Below are 21,356 nucleotides of genomic sequence, written 5' to 3'. Positions count from 1 at the left end.
TCACTAAATGTACGTTTCACTTTCCGAACGCTTATGCGTATGGTAAGCAAGCTACCACTAATACTTGGTCTGCTTTCGCTACCATTGATTTGTGGCGTAAATGACGTTTACGTTTAGTGGTTTTCTTAGTCAAAATATGACGTAAGTGAGATTGTTTACGTTTGAAACCGCCAGACGCTGTTTTTTTGAAACGTTTAGCAGCACCACGTACTGTTTTGATTTTTGGCATTGTCTTTTAAACTCCGCATTGTTTTGTTTATCCACTTAATTTTCGCTAAGTGGGGTTGCTAACATAAATAATCAGGCGAAAACAAGCGGTCAGATCCGCAAAAATTTTGCCAAATCTTACCGCTTACTCTACTTGAAAGGCACTGATTATTTTCTCAATAAGGGTTGCCCCTTAATCTCTGCACATTAGGCTGCGTAGTTTGCCTAATAATGCAAGGTTTAATTACCTGATAAATCAAGTAATCAAATTACTTTTTCTTCGGTGCAATCACCATTACGGCTTGGCGACCTTCTAATTTACCGGGAGCTGATTCCACCATTGAAACTTCGGCGGTATCTTGTTTGACACGCTCTAATACGTCTAAACCAATCTCTTGGTGAGCCATTTCACGACCACGGAAACGCACGGTAATTTTTACTTTATCGCCATCTTCCAAGAAACGCATAATGCTGCGTAATTTCACTTGGTAATCGCCTTCGTCTGTACCAGGGCGGAATTTAATTTCCTTCACCTGCACGACTTTTTGCTTTTTCTTCTGCTCTTTGGCTGCTTTTTCTTTCTCGTAGATGAACTTACCATAGTTCATAATACGGCAAACAGGCGGTTCTGCATTTGGGCTAATCTCAACTAAATCAAGCTCCGCTTCCTCTGCTTTTGCTAATGCCTCTTGGATTGACACAATCCCTAATTGGTCGCCGTTTTGGTCGGTTAAACGAACCTCTTTCACACGAATTTCATCGTTTAAACGATGAACTCGGTTGCTCTGAACACGTTTTACGCCTTTAATAGTGGTATTCCTTCTATTCGATTTTGACTACGATCATTCTATTTGCAACGGTTGCAGAAGAAATGATTTCTCACTTGCCCGAAATTAAACAAAAATTTGAGCAAAAACGGGCGGATTCTATCGGTTCTAAGCCGAAAATGCAATAATCAAATTAAAAAACTTGGAAAATTTATGTTGAAAAGGTTAATCTTGAACTAAATTCTGAATCCCTTTAACAGGCAACATCAACGTATCGCCAACGAAACTAAACGGTAAATCAATAATCGCGAGGGGGCGAGTAATAGCAAGCCCCATACACCCCGCCCCATTACAAGGCGAAAATTGTTCTAGATCTTGTTGCACCCCACTATAAGGCGTTGGATCGTCCAAGGTCATCAATGTGCTACAACCTGTTAAAGAAAACGTCGCCACGAGGGTAATCATCCATTTTTTCATATTCTATACCCCTATTTTTCAGAAGAAATGATTTCGCACTTACCTGAAATTGAACAAAAATGGAGCGAACCATATAGGAACTCACCCCATATTGCACATTCAAAATTCAGGATACTCCCCAAAATAAACAAAGAGAAAAGTACCTCAGCCTCTCTATTTCTTCGTAATCGCCCCCAAAATCCCTCGCATTATTTGCTTGGTAACTTGGTTGCGTAAGTTGCGACCCACCGATTGAGCCACGCTACTCGCCACTTGTTCCGCAAGGGTTTGTTCGCTTTTCTTTTTCGTGCCGAAAATGCTGGAAAGCATTCCGCCGAGGAAACTTTCTTCCTGCTCTTTTTCCGCTTGTTCGGCTTGTTGCACCGCTTGGGTTTGGGCGTTCAGCACTTCGAAGGCGGATTCGTTATCGACATACTGACTATAATGTGGGTAGAGATCGTCCCCTTTCACATACTGCTCTCGCTCGCTGGTGGCGAGTGGCGTGAGCTGGCTTTTTGGTGGGTAGATCATCGCAATTTCCACAGGGGTTGGCATTCCTTTTTCATCTAGCACGGAAATCAACGCCTCGCCCACGCCGAGTTGGGTAATGGCTTCCACCACGTCCACCCCTTTATTGGCACGGAAAGTTTCCGCAGCCGATTTAACCGCTTTTTGATCACGAGGGGTAAAGGCACGCAGCGCGTGTTGCACACGGTTGCCCAACTGCCCGAGGACGCTTTCAGGCAAATCCAGCGGATTTTGGGTTACAAAATAAACCCCTACCCCTTTCGAGCGGATCAAACGCACCACCTGTTCGATTTTGTCCACCAACACTTTCGGCGCACCGTCAAATAACAAGTGAGCTTCATCGAAGAACAGCACGAACTTCGGCTTTTCAGGGTCGCCCACTTCGGGTAAATTCTCAAATAATTCCGCCATAAACCAGAGCAAAAACGCCCCGTACATTCTTGGCGAGTTGATCAATTTTTCCGAATTTAAGATGTTAATCACCCCACGCCCATCACGGGTTTGTAGCCAATCTTGCAGATCTAACGCCGGCTCGCCAAACAGGTTGGTCGCTCCTTCATTTTCAAGGGTGAGCAAGGCACGCTGAATCGCCCCGACACTCGCCGCCGACACATTGCCATATTCCAGTTGGAAGGTTTTGGCATTGTCCGCCACAAATTTGAGCATCGCACGCAGATCTTTCAAATCGATCAGCAATAAGCCCTTATCGTCCGCCACACGGAACACCAAATTGAGCAAGCCCTCTTGGGTGTCGTTGAGGTTGAGCAAACGTGCGAGCAACATCGGGCCCATTTCCGAAATGGTGGTGCGAAGCGGAATCCCACTCTCGCCGAACACGTCCCAAAATGAAACAGGATAACCCGCCAGATAATCCTCGCCACCGAGTTGGAATTGTTCGATCCGCTCGGCAATTTTTCCCTGCAAACTACCCGCTTGCACAATGCCCGACAGGTCGCCTTTCACGTCCACCAAAAAGACTGGCACGCCGTCATCACTAAATGACTCGGCGAGTTTACGCAAAGTTACGGTTTTCCCCGTCCCCGTTGCCCCTGCAATTAAACCGTGGCGATTTGCCATTTTTGAATTTAACGAAATTGTTTGCCCTGATTGGGTTTGGGCAATGTTATAAAGTGCCATATTTTTTTCCTTATTTTTCCGTTTTATTACTTTAAAATTTAAATAATAGCCATAATCACTCGATATATCACATTTAGGTAATTTTTTAACAAGCCAGTTAAAATCTTCTTCTGTAATTTGATTATCGTATATATAAAGATATTTCAAATTACCTAATTTAGATAAACCTGAAACATCTAAAATTTTATTCCCCCGTAAATAAATTGACCTTAACCATTCTAACTTTGATAAATTAGAAATATCTGAAATCTGATTATAATCTAAAACAAGATCTTTTAAATTCTCTAATTTTGACAAATCAGGAATATCTGAAATCTGATTACTATCCAAAGAAAGTAGTTCTAAATCAACTAAATTTGATAAAGCAGAAATATCTGAAATCTTATTATCGTTTAAACCTAAAAGACTTAACTTAACTAAATTTGATAGCACAGAAACATCCGAAATTTGATTACCATCTAAATATAAACAGATTAACTTTTCCAACTTTGATAACGGAGAAATATCTGAAATATTATTATCATTTAAAGAGAGTTGCTCTAAATTATCTAATTTTGATAAAACAGAAATATCTGAGATATTATTCTCAGTCAATTCAAGCCAGTATAACCTATCTAACTTTGATAACGCAGAAATGTCTGAAATTTGATTATTACTCAAATTAATATGCGTTAAATTATCTAACTTTGATAAAGCAGAAATATCTGAGACTTCATTCCTACTTAAATCAATATAGGTTAATTTTTTAGTTTTGATAAAACAGAAATATCTGAAATATTATTAGATTCTAACAAAAGCCTTTCTAAATTTTCCAAACTTGATAAAAAAGAAATATCCGAAACACCAGCACAGCTTAAATAAAATTTTTTCAAATTCTTTAATTCATATAAAATAGAAACATCTGGAATTTCCTTATTATGCTGATAAATTTCAACTAAACTTTCAAAGTTGGGGTCTCTTTCAATCCCCTTAATCAATAAATCTTTCCATTTTTTAGGCAAACCATTCCACCACGCTAACACATCATCGGCAGATTCTATTTTTTCTAGGTTACTCATTTTATTTCCTCTTTTTTGACTATTTTTTAATGCCAACCCGATAGCCGTTTTCCCAGTGTTGTTTAAACTGTTTTAACGCCCCTTTTTTGAGGGTTGGCTGACAAAATTTGACCCGTTGGGCATACATTGCCGTTTTTTGTGCCTTAAAGGATTTACCGACACGGAAGCCGTCTAAATACCAGTCGTCTGCGTCAAGGCATTGGGTGGTGTTAATTCGTTTGGTTTGGGTGGCGGTGTCGATGATTGGGTTGTGCTTTTGGGCAGTTGAAACCTGCGAAGTGGCACTACTGCAACCGAGCAATAACGCACTCGTTACCATTAAAAAAACAAATTTAAACATTCTTTAAAATCCTATTAAAAGGTGGAAATTTTAGCGAGAAAGTGGGGCAATTTCTAGCAAATTTGTGGCAAAAAAATCGGGGCAAGCCCCGATTAAAAATTTTCGCTAATCTTACCCCTTGCAAGCGGTAAGATAAATTTGTTTATTGTGAAACGCCTGCAAGGTGCAACGGTGTCCAACGCTGATGATAATGCTGTTCGGCAGCTGCGTTTTGACGGTGCGATAGAGCATTGCTTCTGTTGGCTCATCGAGTGCCGAGGTGGTTTCATCAAGGAAAATCAGCTCGGGTTTGGCGAGCAAAATCCGCACAAAGGCGACCCGCTGCAATTCCCCTGGGGAAAGCACCGCTTGCCAGTCGAGATCCAAATCAAGGGCGTGGGCATATTTGGCAAGGTTGCACTGTTCCATTGCCTGCATAATTTGCGGATCGCTCGCGTCCAAATGGGGATAGCAAATCGCCTCACGCAAACTGCCCTGCGGCATATAGGGGCGTTGCGGTAAAAAGAGCGGTTGGTTGAGGCACACGCGTTCCGCCGTGCCAATGGTTTCAAACGGGTAAATCCCTGCCAAGGCTTTGAGCAGGGTGGTTTTGCCTGAACCTGACGAGCCTTGAATCAGCAACGCATCGCCTGCTTGCAACTCGAAATTGATTCCCTCAAACAGCACTTCCCCATTCGGATCTTTCACACCAAAATTTTGTAGACGAAAGCCTTTCGAGCAAGGGTAAGGTTGCTGCACGGGGCGTTGATCGAGCTGATCGAGGGTGGTCAAAAAGCCGTAAAGACGGTTTAAGCGAGCCTGATAGAGGGTAAATTCTTCGTAAAACAGGCGGAAAAACGACAACGCACGCTGCAAGCGGTTGAAAGATTGCACCGTTTGGTGCATATCGCCGAGGGTAACTTGACCTGCGAAAAAGCGAGGGGCTTGCAACATCAAGGGTAGCAACATCGACACCTGCGTAACGCCCGTGTTGAAGCCGTCCAGCCCCAACATTTTCCGCACGATTTTCCAGCGGTTGTCGATAATAGCGGTAAATTTTCCGCTCAAATTGACCGCTTCCCTCGCCTCGCCCGAATAAAAGGCGATACTTTCGGCGTTGTCTCGCACCCGAATCAGCGAATAGCGGTAATCCCCCTGCAATTTTTCTTTGTTGAAATTGAGGTTAATCAGCGGTCGCCCGATCCAGACCGATAGCACGGTCGCTGTGATGATAAAGAGGTAGATAAAAAACACCACACCTTTCGGCACTTCTAAGCCAAATAACGCCAAGATCCCCGACAATCCCCACAAGATCACGCTAAATTCGATAGTGGCAACCACCGAATTGATCACCCCTCGCACCGCTTCGAGGGTGGTGGTAATAAAAGCGGTCGCATCTTGTTCGATCCGCTGATCAATGTTATCGGGCAGCTCTTTTTCATATTTGAGCAGGTAGTAATTTTTATTCGCCAGCCAACGGCTCAACATCTCGCCGTTGAGCTTTTCCAACCAGCGAATTTCAAACACTTGGCGTAGAAAATAGTTGATGATTGAATGAATGATTTTGATGATCACTAACAGGGCGTTGATCCCCGCAAAAAACCAAAAGGCTTCCGCCTGTTTGTTTTGTAGCGAGCTGTATAAGCCGTTGTAAAAAAAGGTGTTGAGGACGCTGATCCGCACTTCCAACAAAATCATCAGCACCAAAAACAACATCAGCCCAAGGGTTTTGGGCTTGTTGCATTGTTGCCAGCAGGGTTGGGTGATGTGCCAAAATTTCCGCCCAAATTCGGTGCGTTTGAGCAGCAACGCCACCAAATACAACCCTACGCAGACGCAAATCAAGGCGATCACCAGCCAAGAAAAGCTATTATTTAATTCGGTTTGCCAGTTTTTCATTTTGTTTTTTGTTAATTTTTGCGATCTGTTTGGGTCGCAAGCATTGCGACCCTACGGCGGTAGGGACGCCACGCTGGCGTCCTTCGCATTATTTTGCTTTTGTTTCGCCATTTCTAATTTTTGCGATTTGTTTGGGTCGCAAGCATTGCGACCCTACGGTGGTAGGAACGCCACGCTGGCGTCCTTTTCGATTAGAACTCAACCCTCGCATTTAATAAAAACTCACGCCCATAACCTAACTGCACGGGAATCACGTTATTGTTCGTGCCAACGGTGGAAGTGTAGTAGGTTTTGTTACCGAGGTTTTTGCCGTTGAGTTGTAAGCTGACTTTTTTGCCTGAAATTTTGGTATCAAACGCCACGAACGCATCGCTCACCACGGCGTGCGGTAGTTTGTAGCTTTCCACCTTGCCTTTTAAGCTGGAATGGGTGTTATGCACATACCACGATCCGATGTATCTCGCCCCAGCCCCCACTCGCAGGTTGCCGAAGCTGAATTTGGCGAGGTCGTAGGTTAAGAATAGGCTGGCTTGATGTTTTGGTACGCCTTCAAATTTTCGTCCGACAAGGGCTGGAAATTCCTTGTCTTCACGGATTTTGGTTTGGGTGTAGGCGTAGGTGGCGGTTACACCCAATTTATCCGCTAAACGCCCGTTGAAATCCCACTCTAAGCCACGGGAACGCACTTTTCCGCTCAGGAAAGTTTCGCCGTTTGAAGTATAGGCAACATTTTTCTTGTCGATATTAAACAGGGCAAAATTGGTGCTGAACAGGGCGTTTTCATACTTCGTTCCCACCTCAAAAGATCGCCCCTCTTCGGGTTTCATTGAGGAACTAACGGTGCTGGCAATTTGTGATTGCGGTCGGAAGGATTGAGCGTAGTTGCCGTAAACCGCCCAATCTGGGGTGAATTTGTAAACCGCACCGCCTTGATAGAGGAATTTGCCACCGTGATTGTCGGTATTCGCCACAAAGGCTCTCGACTTACCACCTCGCCCTGCCATTTGGTCGTAATATTCGTAACGCACACCGCCTGAAAGGATCAAATTATCCGTGAGGTAGGCGGAATCTTGGGCGTAAACGCCGATGGTTTTGAGGTGATCCGTTTGTTGAGCATTGTTCGCTGCAATATCCCAACCGCTCGGCACATAATCAAGGTAAGCGGGTTGATTGAGGCTAAGATTAGCAAGGTTTTTCGCACTTTCCACCCGAGGGTAAATATCACGATAATTACGGCTTGCGTCCACGCCCACCACCACACGGTGAGCCACTTCGCCCGTAGCAAGTTCGCCGACAAAATTCACACTACCGCTATGAATTTTTTGGTTTGCCGACAAAATCCCCTCTAAACGGCGTTGGGCGATGCCTTTTTCCAAATCCACCCCACGCACGCGAGTTTGCCAGTAGCCATAATGCTCACGGGTGAACGCATAGCCTGCATTGAGTTTCCAGCGATCATTTAATCGATGTTCGATTTTCGCCTCAATCCGATCCACCTTGCCCGTATTTTGGTTGGTCGGATCGTCCAAACGGCGTTTGGCAGGAATCGGCACGATTTTGCCGCGATCCGCCCCGTTCGCAATCATCACCGTACCACGATCAAACGGCTCGAAATAATCCAAATGCTCGTAGCCCACCACCACTTTGGTGCGGTCGTTCTGCCAAGCAATGGTTGGGGCGTAAGTGGTGCGTTTGATCTCGCCAAAGTTACGCCAATAATCTTTCGCCTGCTTATCGAAGATCAAGCGGTAAGAAAAACCGTTGCCAAGCGGTGCAGAAAAATCAATTTCCGTCCCCCACATATTGTGATTGCCAACCGAACCACCCACCACATAGCGAGCCTCGTCTAACGGCTGTTTCGACACCACATTGATTACACCACCAGGGTCTTGAATCCCATAAAGCACGGACGCAGGGCCTTTCAGCACCTCAACTCGTTCGGTGGTTGGACTAAAATTGTGCGAAGGCCCAGACGGCATACCGTTGCGGATAATCGAATTATCACGGTTTTTGCCAAATCCCCGCTTCAACACCGCATCAAACATACCGCCAAGATTGTTCGCTTGGCTGACACCGCTGACGGTCGCCAAGGCTTCATCGAGGGATTGCGGTTTGCGATCCGCCAAAAGACGGCTGTTCACCACATTCACCGTTTGCGGCGAATCGATCAACGGCGTCGCCCCTTTATTGGCAATGTTACTTTGACGAGATTGATAACTGTCGGGATTTTCGTCCCCCCCCTGCCCCGACACCACCACTTCGGCAAGTTCAGTCGGCTGTTCCGCCACCGCATAGCTCGGCAAAATAAAAAGAGACGCATAAAGAAAGCTGTGTTTGAATCGCATTGTCAAATCCTTGATTAAAAGTTGTTGGGAATTGTTCTCAATAACGTAATCATACAATGCTTTCAAGGGAAAATCCTTGATAAAAATAGGGAATTGACAATTTTCTAGATTTCTTTACTTTTTGATGAGAATGATTTGCGGAAGTTGAAAGAAAAAAGGGCATTAAGCCCTTTTATTTTGAGGAATCTTACCGCTTGCGATTCTTGTCGAACGGTGCTTTGCTTTTGAGGCGGATTGGCTTCGGCAGTTCGAGCAAGGCTTGGTTGTCGTATTGGCTGACGGGGATTGAATGCCCGATATATTCTTCAATCGCAGGCAAATTAACCGCATAACGCTCGCATGCGAAACTGATCGAATGACCACTCTCCCCTGCTCGTCCTGTGCGTCCGATACGATGCACATAATCTTCCCGATCATCGGGCAGATCATAGTTGAAAACGTGGGTTACTTCGGGAATGTGCAAGCCTCGAGCCGCGACATCGGTGGCGACCAATAAATCCAATTCGCCTTTGGTAAAGCTATCCAGCAACGCAAGGCGTTTTTTCTGCGGAATGTCGCCCGTGAGCAAGCCGACACGATGTCCGTCCGCCTGCAAATAGCCCCAAATTTCCTCGCATTTGTGCTTGGTGTTGGCGAAAATCATACAACGCTCAGGCCACTCTTCTTCCAACAGGGTGAGCAACAACGCCATTTTGTCTTGGTTGGACGGATAGAACAGTTCCTCTTTAATCCGATGTCCTGTGCGTTGAAGCGGTTCGATTTCGATATATTCCGCATTATCCATATCTTCAAAGGCAAGCTCTCGCACACGGTGGGAAAGGGTCGCTGAAAACAGCATTGTGAGGCGATTTTGTGGGGCGGGGCATTTCCGCATTAGGTAACGAATATCCTTGATAAACCCGAGATCGAACATTCGATCCGCTTCGTCCAGCACGATCACTTGGATTTTATCGAGGTTGATCACGCCCTGTTTGACATAATCGATCACTCGCCCTGTCGTGCCGACCAAAATATCCACACCTTTTTCAATCGCTTGCAGTTGCTTCTCGTAGCCATCGCCACCGTAAGCAAGGGCTAATTTCAAGCCCGAATGTTTCACCAACATTTCCGCATCTGAACCGATTTGCACCGCCAACTCACGGGTTGGGGCGAGAATCAACGCCCTCGGCTGATTGCGTTGGCTGTCTAAATCGTGCTTTAACAGATGATGAAAAGTCGCCACCAAAAAGGCGATAGTTTTGCCCGTCCCCGTTTGAGCCTGCCCTGCAATATCCTGCCCTGCAAGGGTGAACGGCAAACTTTTGGCTTGAATCGGGGTGCAAAATTCAAAGCCCTTACTTTCAAGGGCGGCAAGCACCCGCTCGTGAATCGGAAAATCGTTAAAACGCTGTTCGGTAAGATGTTTTGACATCAAATTATCCTCGTAAAAAATTTGCGGAAAGATACCACAATTTGCCAAATTGAGCGATACAAGGGGTGGGATTTCTGAAAATTTTTGCTATTTCATCGGTGAGTAAATTTCCTTTCAAATTCCAATATGGCAAACCACCAAAAATTTGGGGTAAAATGTGGGCGTTTTGAATTTGATTTATCTTGATTTTATAAGGAATTTTTATGGCAAACATCAACCTTAAAAACCGTCATTTTTTGCGTTTAATGGATTTTACCCCTGCGGAAATTCAGTATTTGTTGGATTTATCGGCAAAGTTGAAAGCGGATAAAAAAGCGGGGACGGAAACCCAAACGATGAAAGGCAAAAATATCGCCTTGATTTTTGAGAAAAGTTCGACCCGCACCCGTTGTGCCTTTGAGGTGGCGGCGTTCGATCAAGGGGCGAATGTGAGCTATATCGGTCCGAGTGGCTCTCAAATTGGGCATAAGGAATCAATGAAAGACACCGCTCGCGTGCTGGGCAGAATGTATGACGGCATTCAATATCGTGGCTACGGGCAAGAGTTGGTGCAAACCCTCGCCGATTTTTCGGGCGTGCCAGTGTGGAACGGCTTGACGGACGAATTTCACCCAACCCAAATTTTGGCGGATTTCCTCACAATGATTGAGCATTGCGACAAGCCGTTAAATCAAATCAAGCTCGCTTATTTGGGCGACGCTCGTAACAATATGGGCAACTCGTTCGTTGAAGGGGCTGCGTTGATGGGGGTAGATTTACGTTTGGTCGCCCCGAAACAGTTCTTCCCAGAGCAAAGTTTGCTCGATGAAGTTGCCGAACAAGCGGTGCGTTCAGGGGCAAAAATTACCTGCACCGAAAACGTGGCGGAAGGGGTGAAAGATGTGGATTTCGTCTATACGGACGTTTGGGTTTCAATGGGCGAGCCTGAATCGGCGTGGGAAGAGCGGATTAAGTTGATGAAGCCGTATCAAGTCAATGCCGAATTGATGAAACTCACAGCCAATCCAAACGCCAAATTCCTGCACTGTCTGCCTGCGTTCCACGATGATCAAACCACCGTCGGCAAAGCGATTGCGGAAAAATATGGAATGAACGGCTTGGAAGTAACCGATGATGTGTTTGAATCCGAAGCCTCCATCGTGTTTGACGAAGCGGAAAACCGAATGCACACCATTAAAGCGGTAATGGTGGCGACATTGGGGGATTAACCCGAAATTTTCTGAAATCCTACCGCTTGTTGCCCCCTACCCCGCCTACGGCGGTACTTCCCCCGTAAACGGGGGAAGATCTTAACCCCACCACTAAACCAGATCTGCCCCCGCTTGCGGGGGAAGTGGTCGAGCAGAGCGAGACCGAAGGGGGCGAAATCCCTACATTTGAGAAAAAAACACCGCTTGCAGAGGGTGTAAGCGGTGAGATTTGGGGGAATTTTAGGGTTAGACGTTACAAAATACCTTACTCATCACAAAGGGGGCGATTGGCGAAAATTTGCCAGTCGTCCCTTTTTTATCTCTTGAAACCTCAATCTTCTTTTGGAATTGGCTCTGTTCGTATAAACTGTTGATAGAAAAAAAATAAAAAATGGCGACATCTTTAAAGACAAAAAAAGTGGGAATGAATCCCACTTTTTATTAGAAATCGACATTATAATAAGCTCTTAATGCTCTTAGAGAATTTCGTTTTAGATATGCACCATAAGCATCCATATTATCTACTTTTTGCATTAATGCTTGATATTGCTGTGGCGACATCTCATTGCGGCGTTGATTAATCAATTCACTATATGTTTTTGCTGTTGCCATTAATGCTTTACCATTTCCCATAAAAGACATTAACGATCTTTGATTATAGATACCTTTTTCAATATCAGGTTGGTGTTTCTGAATAGTTTTAACAGATACTCTTAGATTGTTGTTAAAGAAATCTACTTCTCTTGCTCTAACACTATCGACATTTACACGCAGACTATCCAATGCCAAAGTTAAATCCTCATATTGCTTATTAAATTTGGGGATTAATGCGGACGTTTCTTTTACAGGTTTTGGAAAGATTTCCATTACAGTATTGGCATTTGCGAATGAAACCAAACCCAATAACCCTAAAATCAATAGGAATTTTTTCATAAATAGTTTCCTCAAAATTTAAATGAATGATTGACTGCTCTTGTCGGCTCAACTTCTTGTTGATGAATGTTGTATTTTTTATCCAATCCTATAACAAAATTAGGATCAATATAGTCTCGTTTTTCCATATAAGCTCCGTTAATATATTGAGAAAGTTGTGGATGATTGGCTAATTCATCTTTTGAAACCAAAGAAAATAATGCCGTTAAAACTTCTGGTTTCTTAGAAAACTGGCTAGATTGGGTTAAACTTTTAGCCAACTCTATTTTCTTTTCCAAAGTATCCGCTTGTTGCCAAGCTTGCTCTAAGAGATTAGTTGAAGTTTCAACAAGTTTTTTATTTTCAGAAGAAAAACCTTGTGTCATTATTTCAATAAAAGCCTTAAAGTCGGATTTATTTCCAAAGAGATTTCCTTTTATGAATACCGCATCATTTTGCTCTTTGAATAACTCGTTTTTCGCCCCTAATTTAAAACCTACATTATTTAAAAGATCCACTTTTACATCGACACTAAGCAAGTGGAAATTCTTATAAGCAAAATCGAGCAATGCAGTTAAGTTCAGGGTCTTTAAGAAATCCTTTAACGAATTATTTTCATTAGCTTTTTCATTTAATTGATGGTTTTCCTTATCTCTCTCTTGTTGCTCTTTATGAATACAAAGATATCCCTTAATAACCAAAAAATCTGGGTGGTTAAATAGCCTTTTCAAGTGGTTTTCTCTTTTCTCATTCTCATTATTTCTTTTCATCTTAAAATTTGATTTTTTCAATTACTATTTTTATTTAACTAAAAAGATCTAAATAAACATAAAAAGACCTAAACGAACAATTTTTTAAATATGTAAATCTAAAATAAATCAAGAGTTAAAATGAATTCTTAAATAGTTACTTAAAAGTTTTCATTCTTTATTAAAGATATCTCTTGATCTTACAATTTTTCACAACATTACTAATTTTGATTAATTTTTGCTCTACTTTAAGTTAGCCAAAAAAACGAGAAAATAAAATATATTTTATTTAAAAAATCTTGAAAAATTGCCACTTATAATAATTTAGTCTCAAAAAGTTCATAAATAGCATAGAGATAGCGAAAACAAGCTTATCAACATTTACTACGAACAGAGCCAATTAAAAAAAATTACCGCAACGATTGTTTGGCAATTTTATTCACGATTCTTTATTTAGATGAACAATCGCTACCCTATCTACAAAAATGGGAAGACAGGGGAATGGTAAATAGCTGTTATCTCTTTCTTTTCGCTTTTCTAGTCAAAAATTTGACGGGTAAAAAATGGACAATTATCCCAACATTATTTATATTCAGGTGATCATTCAGTGATCACTAAGTTACCGCTTGTTGTGAATATATAACCTGTTGTTATCGTTGGAATAAAGTATGGTGGTTCTTATATCGTTAATCTCTATTCTTTAAGGGTTGATATAGCGTATCTAAAAATTTAAGCAAAAAGCCCCTCTCGCTAAGTGTAAGATTTAACGATACAATAAATTTGATAAATACGTTCTGTACGAAGAACTTAGATGACTTTCTTAAAACTTATTTTGGTAATGGAATCGCTGGTCGATTACTAATATTACTACTTTTGATGTTATATAATGAGTTACGGATATATTCAAATAGTAGTTTTTCTTTTTGACTGCCTTTAATTACGCTTAAAAAGTGGGTATAAGCAATATAATTATTGATATATTTGGTTGCTACACCACAAAAACAATAATCGATGAGCGATTTAAATCTACTATGAAAACTATTTACCTTTTGAATGTTATACTTCCCCAACGTACGTTTTTTAGGGGGGATTTTAATATGCCCTAAATTCAATTCATTAGATATTCTGTTATAAATATTAGCACTATCCGTAATTAACAATGATCCCCCAGCAATTCGCCCGTTTAAAACCTTTCGTAACACATTAATTCTCGGACGACCAAGCCCTGTGAATTGGGCTGCTGTTTGTTGGCAATAGTTAATCGCCACTGAAACACAAGCTAACTCTTTTGATAATCCTCGTTTTGAGGCAGACGTTCCTCGTTTAAAGGCTTCTCGTATAGATTTCAATACCTTGTGATTACCTTTAAAAGAAATTCCCGTGTAAGTTTCATCAGCCTGCACAACATCTGTTAAGATACTTTTATTCATTATATTTCGTATAAGGTCTAATATTTTATGCCGCCAGATAAATGCGGTGGACAGGCTGATTTCGCAACGTTTAGCACATTGACGTAGGGGTAATGTTGCCATCATACAGTGAATATATTCTTTGATAGCATCTTCCCCTTTTTTAGTTTAAAAAAAAGTGTGCCTGTATTGCCAACAAATGTTCTCTCACACTTACGGCACAAATAACGTTGAACGCCGCCACTTTTCCCATTTTTAACAAAATGCCCCGAACAGTGAGGACAACATTTGACTTCTCGTTCAGCCATTTTTAGTTTGGCAAAATACTCTGCGATTTCTGTATAAAGCTGTTTCTTATCTTTCTCTGGTAACTGATGAAACCCTTCCTTTAACTTCTCAACTTTTACGCTTTTCTTCCGCATATAATCCCCCAAGTTTATTGAAAATAGGGGGGATTATAGCAGAAACGCTAGTCAAGGATCAGCGATAAATTAATAAAATATAATTTCATTAAAATTTATTGATTCAGCTCTTGTAGTAGTTCTCCGAAACTTTTTACTACATAAAAAGGCTTACCATTTTTATATGGATATGGGGTAGAATTTGGATAAAGATGAATTCGAACTCCCTCAAAAAAAGAAAAACTCTCAAAATTTTCATCAACTAAATCTTTATACCGAATAAGATCTTCAAATTCAATATTAAGATATTTAGACTCCCATAGAGGTTTATTATGAAAAACTTGACAACTTTCTAGTCTTTTAACTGCGGTATCATTCTTCTTAATATGCACCGAAAAAAGATATACCTTATCTTTATTCGTTTTTGATGGATAAAAAAACTTAAAAGACTCAATCCACGCAATACTGTCCACGTTTACCGCCACAGTATCTAGACTAACCCCACACAATTTCCCTTTCTCACACTCCACAGGGGAAACTGTTTCTAATTCAATAAACTTTTTCATATATTACCCCGCATTTAAATTAAGTTTAAATCTTCTGCATTGTAAAAAAAAAAAAAAAGCAAGCCCCTTCCGAAAGAAATCTTGCTCAAATGTTTAAAAAAACACCGCTTGCAAACCTACAAGCGGTGTGATTTTGGGAAAAATTTGCGAAGTTAGCTTAATTCCCTCGCCCCTGCATTATCGACTTTACAGATATGGATAAATCCTTCGTTGTTCTGTAAGTAGTGTTTTTCGAGGTAGGCAACCAGTTTTTGGGCGTGTTCGAGGTCGGGGGCGATGGCGAACATTGTCGGGCCAGAGCCTGAGATGCCGACCGCTAACGCACCGAGGTCTTTACAGCCTTGACGCACTTCGGGGAAGTTTGGCAGTAGGGCTTCACGGTAAGGTTCGGCGACCAAATCTTTCATCATTAACGCCGCCAACTGCTCTTGTTGCGAGTGGCAGGCGTGGACGAAACTGCCTAAATAGCGAGCTTGGGCGATCACGTCTTGACGGGTGTAGCTTTTCGGTAAAATCGCACGGGCTTCGGCGGTGGACACTTCAATCCCTGGGTAGGCAAGCACCCAATACCAATGGTCGAAGAATGGCAGCGGTTGGCAGATGTTGCCGAGGGATTGCACCATTAACTGTAAGCCGCCCAAGTAGCACGGGGCAACGTTGTCGTAGTGGATTGAGCCTGAAATTCGCCCCTCTAATTCGCCCATCATTTCCAATAATTCCATTTTTGAAAATGGCTCATTGTGGAATTTGTTGAGGGCGACCAACGCCACCACGATTGAGCAAGCACTCGACCCTAACCCCGAGCCAATCGGCATATTTTTTTCGAGGGTAAGGCGAAGATTTTTCACTTTGCCGCCCCGCAATTTTAAGCGTTCGCTGAACAGCACATAGGCTTGATAAACGATATTTTTTTGTGGTTCTTTCGGCAATTTACGCACGAAATAACCTGCACTGTCGAGTTCAAACGGGGTGTCACAATCTTCAATTTGCACCACATCGCCCAACAATGAGCCGTCAATTGGGGACACTGCCGCCCCCAAGGAATCAAAACCAACGCTGATATTCGCACTAGACGCTGGGGCATAAATACGCAAAACCATTAGTTTGCCCCCCCTTGTAAGGTGCGAAGAATATCGGCAAAAATCCCTGCTGCGGTTACGCTATTGCCCGCCCCGTAGCCACGCAATAAGAGTGGGATTGGGTTGTAGTAACGGGTGTAGAACGCTAAGGCGTTTTCGCCATTTTTCACTTTGTAAAGCGGATCATCGCCCTCAACGGCTTTGATCGCCACACGGCAACGTCCGTTTTCGATTGAGCCAACATAGCGTAACACCTTGCCACAAGCGGTCGCTTCCGCCACTTTTTTCGCAAAGGCTTCATCAAGCTCTGGCAACATCGCTAAAAATTCGCTGGCGGTTTTGCCTTCGGCGAAGCCTTGTGGCAGGACGCCTTCTACTTCTACATCGTCCAGTTCGAGTGCCAAGCCTGTTTCACGGGCGAGGATCAACAATTTGCGAGCCACATCTTGCCCTGACAAATCATCACGGGGATCAGGCTCGGTGAAGCCTTTCTCTTTGGCGATTAAAGTCGCTTGCGAGAGGGTTAAGCCCTCTTCCAATTTGCCAAAAATAAAGGATAACGATCCCGATAAAATCCCCTCAAAGCGTTCCACTTTATCCCCTGCCGCCAGTAGATTTTGTAGGTTTTCGATCACTGGCAAGCCTGCCCCCACGTTGGTTTCATACAGGAATTTGTGCTGGCTTTGGCGAGCGTTTTCACGCATTTCTTGATAGTAGGCGTAGCTTGACGTATTCGCTTTTTTGTTTGGGGTAACCACGTGGAAGCCCTCTTTTAACGCACGAGCATAGAGATTTGCCACTGAGGTCGCCGTGGTGCAATCCACAAAAACAGGGTTTACCACGTGGTGCAATTTAATGAACGACAGCAACACATCAAAATCAGACGGCTGGGTCGCATTTTCTAAATCGGCACGCCAGTTGTCGAGGCATAATCCGTTGGCGTTGAGCAACATTTTGTTTGAGTTGGCTAAGGCACACACACGGATTTCAACATTCTTCTTTGCCAGATAATCCTGCTGACGTTTGATCTGCTCGATCAATTCGCCGCCGACACCGCCCACGCCCACGAGGAAAACGTCCACCACTTTTTTATTGTTAAACAGGGCTTGGTGGGTGCTTTTCACCGCTTCAATCGCTTTATTCATCGGCACAACCGCAGAGATTGAACGTTCTGACGAGCCTTGTGCGATCGCGTTAATGCTGATGTTCGCTTGGGCGAGCGCCGAGAAGAAACGGGCAGCGATCCCTTTGGAAGTTTTCATTCCATCGCCCACCACCGACACCACTGAGAGATCTTTGGTAACTTCAACGGGATCGAGCGAGCCGTCTTTCAACTCTTGGGCAAATTCCGCATTGAGGGCGAGCAAGGCTTTTTCCACCGATTTGCTCGGCACGCAGAAACTAATGCTATATTCGGACGAAGATTGGGTAATTAAAATCACGGAAATACCCGCTTTCGACATCGTTGAGAACACGCGAGCCGCCATTCCGACTATTCCCTGCATTCCCGAACCTGACACATCAAACATCGCCACATTGTCGAGGTTGGTGATCCCTTTCACTTTCAAGCCGTCTGTCGCCACATTGCCGTCAATTAACGTGCCTGCCGCTTCTGGGTTGCCCGTATTTTTGATTAGGCAAGGAATGTTGAGGGGAACAAGCGGTCCGATGGTGCGAGGGTGGATCACTTTCGCCCCGAAGTAAGAAAGTTCCATCGCCTCTTGATAACTCATTGATTCTAAACAGATCGCATCTGGCACAAGGCGAGGATCGCAGGTGTACACGCCGTCCACGTCCGTCCAAATTTCACAACAATCCGCTTTCAAACAGGCAGCTAAACAGGCGGCGGAATAGTCAGAGCCGTTACGCCCTAATAGCACCAATTCGCCCTTTTCATTGCCTGCGGTAAAGCCTGCCATTAGCACCACATTTTGCTTTGGAATTGAACCAGCATCTACGCGTTTGGTCGATTCGGCAATATCCACCGAAGATTCTAAATAGCTACCGTAAGCCAATAATTTTTCCACAGGATCAATGCGAGTTACGTTATAGCCTTTCGCCTTAAACCATTCTTCCATCATCGCAATCGACAATTTCTCGCCACGGCAATGGACGGTGGCACTCACATTATCAGGGCAATGCTTCGCTTTCGCTGCCTCTTCCGCCACCCCACAAATTTGCGACAATTCCGCTTCCACAAGGGCGATCAAGCCCTCACGGTCAAATTTCGGGTTCGCTTGATGTAAGCCATTGATAATGCTGTGGAAAATTTCGGTCGCTTCGGCAAGATGAGGTTGGTAGGATTCGCCCGCTTGGGCTTTATCCACAATCGCCACTAAATGATTAGTGATTTTGGCTGGGGCGGAAAGCACGCCAGCGGCTTGATCTTTCAGGTGGGCTTTTTCGATCAGCTCCGCCGCTTGCATAAAACGCTCTGGATTGGCAAGGGAAGTGCCGCCAAATTTAAGAACTCGCATAGTTTCTCCTGTAATGTTTGCAAAATTTGATATAAAAAAACCCGCTAATTTTAGCGGGTTTGGTTAATTCTGTCCGTTTCAGCCACGCACACCCGCACTACACAAAGGTAATGGTAATAATGGTGGTGGTAATAATTACAAAACGGTTCATTCGATCTCTCAATTTGAGCGTGAAAAACGGGTGTGAATATGTGCCAAAGTTGGCGGTTTGTCAATCTTTTTTTGTAAAAATTTGTCAAAATCTACCCGCTTGCAGAAAACGCCCCGCTCGCCTACAATAACCACCTTTTTATTCTTTTTGTGATCACCGAGCCTGCTTCGCCTAAGTCAAAATGATATGGACGCAGAGCCTGTAACCTTGCAAAAGGTTCAATGGATTGTTGAGAAATCAGCCGTCCACTCGTGTTTAGAAAGGTGTCAAATGCAAACAATCCCGATCCGAAATGTCGGCGAAAATCCCGTGGGGCTGGTGGATCGCTTTATGCGGCAATATGTCTATCTACGGCTTTCGATTACCGATGTGTGCAACTTTCGTTGCAATTATTGCCTACCGAATGGCTACCAACGCACCGATCCGCCCAACACGTTTTTAACGCTGGCGGAAATTGAGCGGCTGGTTCGCACCTTTGCTGATCTCGGCACCGAAAAAGTGCGAATCACGGGCGGCGAGCCAACCTTACGCAAAGATTTCCTACAAATTGCTCACGCCATTTCACAAACCGCTGGTATTCGCCAAGTGGCACTGACCACCAACGGCTATCGCCTGCAAAAAGACGTGGCACTTTGGCGTGAAGCGGGGATTTCCCATTTAAATGTGAGTGTGGATAGCCTCGATCCCCGTCAATTTCATCAAATTACCGGCGAAAATAAGCTACACGAGATTTTGGCAGGGATTGACCGAGCTTTTGAAGAGGGCTACCAGAAAGTGAAAGTCAATGCGGTGCTGATGAAAACCTACACCGCCAAAGGGCTGGACGATTTTTTGCGTTGGATTAAAGATCGCCCGATTCAAATGCGATTTATCGAGCTAATGCAAACGGGCGAAATGGACAGTTTTTTCCACCAGCAACACCTTTCGGGGCAACAGATTTTGGATCGTCTACTCAACGAGGGCTGGCAATTACAGCCAAGAGCCATTTCAGACGGCCCTGCAAAAGTGCTTGCCCACCCCGATTATCAAGGCGAAATCGGGCTGATTATGCCCTACGAAAAGCATTTTTGTGCCAGTTGCAACCGCTTGCGAGTGTCCGCCAAAGGTAAATTGCACCTCTGCTTGTTCGGCGAAGAGGGGATCGAGCTACGCGATTTATTACAACAAGATCACGACCGCCCCCAACTCGCTCAACGCCTGCAATCCGCCCTACTCGGCAAACGGGAACATCATTACCTGCATATTGGAGATAGTGGCGTGAGGAATAACCTTGCCTCGATTGGGGGGTAAATTTTACCCTCTCCCTGCCCCAAATGCTAAACGCATTTGGAGCTGTCCCTATCCCGTAAACGGGCGAGGGTAAAATTTCAGTGCGAGAATAAAAAACTCTCTCCCACTTGTGGAAGAGAGACAGATTGAAATGCGTTCAGCATTTCAATCAGAGAGAGGGAAAACTCCCCTTTGAAAAAGAGGGGAACTGATCGAGCAAGCGGTTAGATTTTTAATAACTTTTACGCTTTTTCACACAATTTAGGTAATTAACGATACAACAAAAATGACTACATTCACCCACATAAACCAAAACGGCGAAGCCAATATGGTGGACGTATCCGCCAAGCAAGATAGCGTTCGGGAAGCTCGAGCCGAGGCGTTGGTGTCGATGTCGGCGGAAACGCTGAAAATGATTATGGACGGCAACCACCACAAAGGCGATGTGTTCGCCACCGCTCGCATTGCGGGCATTCAAGCGGCAAAAAAGACGTGGGATTTAATCCCCCTCTGCCACCCGTTACTGCTATCCAAAGTGGAAATTCAGCTCGAAGCCCTGCCTGCCACCAACCAAGTGCGGATTGAATCCCTGTGCAAATTATCGGGCAAAACAGGGGTAGAAATGGAAGCCCTCACCGCCGCCAGCGTCGCCGCCCTCACGATTTACGATATGTGCAAAGCAGTACAAAAAGACATCGTAATCGAACAAATCCGATTGCTGAGTAAAAATGGTGGGAAGTCGGGGGATTTTGTGGCGAAGTAACAGAAGCAGCCCCCTACCCCCTGCTACGCAGGGTACTTCCCCCGCAAGCGGGGGAAGATCTTAAAACTAACGAAAGAACGAGATCTTCCCCCGCTTGCGGGGGAAGTGGCACAAAGTGCCGAAGGGGGCTAATCCCCCGTCATTTTGCGTTGAGCGGTTTCGTCAATTTCAAGGTCAATTTGTACTGTTTGAGCCAGCTTGCTGGCGAGTTTACAAATTGACCGCAGAAATTAGAAACAAGCGAAACATCAGCAAAATGCTCG

The 21,356-nt window shown here is 44.1% G+C and carries 20 protein-coding genes, 1 pseudogene and 1 riboswitch; of the genes and pseudogenes, 3 read left to right on the top strand and 18 right to left on the bottom strand.

All coding sequences use genetic code 11. The annotated features are described in order from the left end of the window. Positions 1-31: 31 nt before the first annotated feature. The 11 genes and pseudogenes from rpmI to B0187_RS10220 all read right to left on the bottom strand — a co-directional run bounded on the left by rpmI (position 32) and on the right by B0187_RS10220 (position 10,341). Entirely contained in the window at positions 32-229 is a 198-nt protein-coding gene (gene rpmI, locus B0187_RS01390) for a 50S ribosomal protein L35 (RefSeq protein WP_005596065.1), read from the bottom strand. Positions 230-476: 247 nt separating this feature from the next. Then, positions 477-1,016, bottom strand: a complete 540-nt coding sequence (gene infC, locus B0187_RS01385; RefSeq protein ID WP_078236076.1) for a translation initiation factor IF-3 — start codon at positions 1,014-1,016, stop codon at positions 477-479. A gap of 183 nt (positions 1,017-1,199) precedes the next feature. Further along, positions 1,200-1,451: a YceK/YidQ family lipoprotein gene (locus B0187_RS01380; RefSeq protein WP_078236075.1), complete on the bottom strand. Its 252-nt coding sequence runs from the start codon at positions 1,449-1,451 to the stop codon at positions 1,200-1,202. Positions 1,452-1,604: 153 nt separating this feature from the next. Further along, complete coding sequence (locus B0187_RS01375; RefSeq protein WP_143413746.1) at positions 1,605-3,095, bottom strand: helicase HerA-like C-terminal domain-containing protein; 1,491 nt, start codon at positions 3,093-3,095, stop codon at positions 1,605-1,607. A gap of 237 nt (positions 3,096-3,332) precedes the next feature. Continuing rightward, positions 3,333-3,827 (bottom strand): annotated as a pseudogene (locus B0187_RS10465) (leucine-rich repeat domain-containing protein); the annotation flags it as partial. 5 nt (positions 3,828-3,832) lie between these two features. After that, positions 3,833-4,153, bottom strand: a complete 321-nt coding sequence (locus tag B0187_RS01370; RefSeq protein ID WP_078236073.1) for a hypothetical protein — start codon at positions 4,151-4,153, stop codon at positions 3,833-3,835. Between the two features lie 19 nt (positions 4,154-4,172). Further along, a complete protein-coding gene (locus B0187_RS01365; RefSeq protein ID WP_078236072.1) occupies positions 4,173-4,493 on the bottom strand; it encodes a hypothetical protein in 321 nt (106 codons plus the stop codon). Positions 4,494-4,604: 111 nt separating this feature from the next. Beyond that, positions 4,605-6,371, bottom strand: a complete 1,767-nt coding sequence (locus tag B0187_RS01360) for an ABC transporter ATP-binding protein/permease (RefSeq protein ID WP_078236071.1) — start codon at positions 6,369-6,371, stop codon at positions 4,605-4,607. A 191-nt stretch (positions 6,372-6,562) separates the two neighbouring features. Further along, the gene (locus B0187_RS01355) at positions 6,563-8,716 is read right to left on the bottom strand and encodes a TonB-dependent siderophore receptor (RefSeq protein WP_078236070.1); all 2,154 of its coding nucleotides are present in this window, start codon (positions 8,714-8,716) and stop codon (positions 6,563-6,565) included. A 187-nt stretch (positions 8,717-8,903) separates the two neighbouring features. Further along, positions 8,904-10,127 (bottom strand): ATP-dependent RNA helicase RhlB, encoded by a 1,224-nt coding sequence (rhlB, locus tag B0187_RS01350; RefSeq protein ID WP_078236069.1) that lies wholly within the window; start codon positions 10,125-10,127, stop codon positions 8,904-8,906. A 4-nt stretch (positions 10,128-10,131) separates the two neighbouring features. Next, the gene (locus tag B0187_RS10220; protein ID WP_078236068.1) at positions 10,132-10,341 is read right to left on the bottom strand and encodes a hypothetical protein; all 210 of its coding nucleotides are present in this window, start codon (positions 10,339-10,341) and stop codon (positions 10,132-10,134) included. Between B0187_RS10220 and argF the strand changes: the two genes are divergently transcribed. Then, the gene (gene argF, locus B0187_RS01340; protein WP_078236067.1) at positions 10,331-11,335 is read left to right on the top strand and encodes an ornithine carbamoyltransferase; all 1,005 of its coding nucleotides are present in this window, start codon (positions 10,331-10,333) and stop codon (positions 11,333-11,335) included. The two genes, B0187_RS10220 and argF, sit on opposite strands and share 11 nt — an antisense overlap. Before the next feature lie 423 nt (positions 11,336-11,758). Here the strand turns inward: argF and B0187_RS01335 are convergent, their stop codons facing one another. From B0187_RS01335 to thrA, 7 genes are all read right to left on the bottom strand, one after another. Beyond that, positions 11,759-12,250, bottom strand: a complete 492-nt coding sequence (locus tag B0187_RS01335; protein ID WP_078236066.1) for a hypothetical protein — start codon at positions 12,248-12,250, stop codon at positions 11,759-11,761. Between the two features lie 11 nt (positions 12,251-12,261). Further along, positions 12,262-13,020 (bottom strand): hypothetical protein, encoded by a 759-nt coding sequence (locus B0187_RS01330; RefSeq protein WP_143413745.1) that lies wholly within the window; start codon positions 13,018-13,020, stop codon positions 12,262-12,264. 785 nt (positions 13,021-13,805) lie between these two features. After that, positions 13,806-14,513: an IS1595 family transposase gene (locus B0187_RS01325; RefSeq protein ID WP_078236064.1), complete on the bottom strand. Its 708-nt coding sequence runs from the start codon at positions 14,511-14,513 to the stop codon at positions 13,806-13,808. Beyond that, entirely contained in the window at positions 14,510-14,809 is a 300-nt protein-coding gene (locus tag B0187_RS01320; protein ID WP_078236063.1) for an IS1/IS1595 family N-terminal zinc-binding domain-containing protein, read from the bottom strand. Before B0187_RS01320 ends, B0187_RS01325 begins: the two co-directional genes overlap by 4 nt. A 95-nt stretch (positions 14,810-14,904) precedes the next feature. Continuing rightward, complete coding sequence (locus B0187_RS01315) at positions 14,905-15,354, bottom strand: hypothetical protein (protein ID WP_078236062.1); 450 nt, start codon at positions 15,352-15,354, stop codon at positions 14,905-14,907. Between the two features lie 152 nt (positions 15,355-15,506). Then, on the bottom strand, positions 15,507-16,454 hold the full coding sequence (thrB, locus tag B0187_RS01310; RefSeq protein ID WP_078236061.1) for a homoserine kinase: 948 nt from the start codon (positions 16,452-16,454) through the stop codon (positions 15,507-15,509). Further along, on the bottom strand, positions 16,454-18,910 hold the full coding sequence (thrA, locus tag B0187_RS01305) for a bifunctional aspartate kinase/homoserine dehydrogenase I (protein WP_078236060.1): 2,457 nt from the start codon (positions 18,908-18,910) through the stop codon (positions 16,454-16,456). Before thrA ends, thrB begins: the two co-directional genes overlap by 1 nt. 293 nt (positions 18,911-19,203) lie before the next feature. Then, a riboswitch (molybdenum cofactor riboswitch) is annotated at positions 19,204-19,343 on the top strand. Here thrA and moaA point away from each other — a divergent pair. Together moaA and moaC are read left to right on the top strand one after the other, a co-directional pair. After that, positions 19,332-20,351, top strand: a complete 1,020-nt coding sequence (gene moaA, locus B0187_RS01300; protein WP_078236131.1) for a GTP 3',8-cyclase MoaA — start codon at positions 19,332-19,334, stop codon at positions 20,349-20,351. It overlaps the preceding riboswitch by 12 nt. 265 nt (positions 20,352-20,616) lie before the next feature. After that, positions 20,617-21,093 (top strand): cyclic pyranopterin monophosphate synthase MoaC, encoded by a 477-nt coding sequence (moaC, locus tag B0187_RS01295; RefSeq protein ID WP_078236059.1) that lies wholly within the window; start codon positions 20,617-20,619, stop codon positions 21,091-21,093. Positions 21,094-21,356 lie beyond the last annotated feature (263 nt).

It is taken from the genome of Haemophilus paracuniculus (genome assembly GCF_002015115.1).
Taxonomy (GTDB): Bacteria; Pseudomonadota; Gammaproteobacteria; order Enterobacterales; family Pasteurellaceae; genus Haemophilus_E; species Haemophilus_E paracuniculus.
The sequence above is the reverse complement of the archived record's forward strand: the minus strand, read 5'-3'. Positions and strand labels throughout refer to the sequence as shown.